Here is a 1,873-nt window from a genome sequence, read left to right as displayed (position 1 = left end):
GGCCAGGGCTGGTGCGACGGCCGGGGCTGGGGCTGGTGCGGCGGCGAGGTCGCGGATGGCGAGTACGTCGGCGGGGCCGATCCTCGCCGGGGGCTCGGCGCGCAGTGCGTCCATCACGGCGGAGATCCGCGCGCTGTCGGTGACCCGGATGGACACCTGGGCGGTGGCGTGCAGGCCGTGTCGGCGGACGAGGTCGTCGAGCCGGTCGAGCAGGGTCCGGCCGTGGCGTTTCTCCGCCGCGGCGATCCCGGCGATCGCCAGGGCCGCGGTGATTCCGTCCTTGTCGCGCACGAGCGTCGGCGCGACCGCGTAGCCGAGCGCCTCCTCATAGCCGAAGACGAGGCCGGCGTGCGCCCGCATGATCCATTTGAAGCCGGTGAGGGTCTCGAGGCAGGGGACGCCGTGCGCGGCCGCGAGCGTCGCCAGTGCGCCCGAGCTCACGATCGTCGTGGCGACCGGCCCGGGCCGGTCGCGCAGCACCTCGTCCGCGAGCAGCAGCCCGACCTCGTCGCCGGTGAGTACCCGGCTGCCGACCGCGGCCGCACAGCGGTCCGCGTCCGGGTCGTTGGCGATGACGACGTCGGCGCCCACCGCCCGGCCGAGCGCGAGCACCCGGTCCAGCACGCCGGGCTCCTCCGGGTTCGGGAACGCGACGGTCGGGAAGTTCGGGTCGGGACGGGCCTGCTCGGCTACCACGAACGGCGCGGCCAGGCCAGCCCGGGTGAACACGGCGGCCAGGGTGTCTGCGCCCACACCGTGCAGCGGCGTGTACGCCACCCGGAGGCCAGCAAGATCGTCTAGGGTGGAGTCGTCAACGGCCCGGCTGGTGGTGAGGTTGTTGGCGGCCCGGCTGGTGGTGGGGTCGCTTGTGGCTCGGTCGTTCGCTGCCTGGCTGGTGGCAAGGTTGTTGGTGGTGAGGTTGTTGGCGGCCCGGCTGCCCGTGGTCCGGCTGCCCGTGGCGGGGTTGGTGGCCGGGCCACCGGTGCCATCCGTCCGCATGGTGGCCGCGGCCGCCGCCACGTAACTGTCGTGGATCTCCACGCCAAGGCGGATCCAGCCGTCACCGAGGGGAAGGGACGCGGCCGGCCCGACGGCATCGATCGCCGTCTCGATCTCGCTGTCGACGGGAGCGACGATCTGCGCCCCGTTCGCCGGGTCGCCGGACGGTGCGCCCAGGTACACCTTGTAGCCGTTGTCGGTCGCCGGATTGTGACTTGCGGTGACCATGATGCCGGCGTCCGCGCCGAGTCGGCGGACGGCGAACGCCAGCACCGGCGTGGGCACCGGGACAGGCAGCAGGGCCGCCCGCACCCCCGCCCCGGCGAGCACCCGAACACTGTCGAGGGCGAACCGCTCGCTGCCATGCCGGGCATCCGCCCCCACGACAACCAGCGGAAGTGGACGATCATCGTCCGGTGGCGTCCCCGAGCCGGTCGGTGCGGTATCCGCGGGCGTTACTGATGGTGATCTGGTTGTCGTGGGCGAAGCGTCCGTGCCGGGCTGTCGGGCGAGCAGCCAGGTGGCCAGGCCCGCCGTCGCCCGTCGGACGACCGCGGTGTTCATCCCGGCTGGGCCGGCGCGAAGCGGCCCACGAAGCCCGGCCGTGCCGAAGCGCAGGGCACCGGAGAACCGTTCACGCAGGGCTTCGAGGTCACCAGTGGTAAGCGCGGCGTCGACCAGAGTGGCCAGTTCGGCCCGGTCGGCCGGCCAGGGATCGTCGGCGATCCACCGCCGGGCCCGGGCGAACAGGTCCGGGAGGCCCGCGTCATCCACAGCGTGCACGTTCATCCCCGATGGGCACGTTCATCCAACATGACCAGTTCACCAGCCTGCCCCAGGACCCGCACGCTCATCCCCACGGATGCGGCCTTCT

1 protein-coding gene is annotated in these 1,873 nt (G+C 73.0%); it reads right to left on the bottom strand.

Annotation, left to right across the window (positions count from 1 at the left end; translation table 11 throughout):
* On the bottom strand, nt 1-1,788 hold a 1,788-nt coding region (locus AC5LUJ_RS19705), incomplete at its 3' end, for a phospho-sugar mutase (protein ID WP_493465478.1).
* Nucleotides 1,789-1,873 lie beyond the last annotated feature (85 nt).

This window comes from Protofrankia sp. CiP1_Cm_nod3, from assembly GCF_982290655.1.
This window is presented reverse-complemented; position numbering and strand designations above follow the sequence as displayed.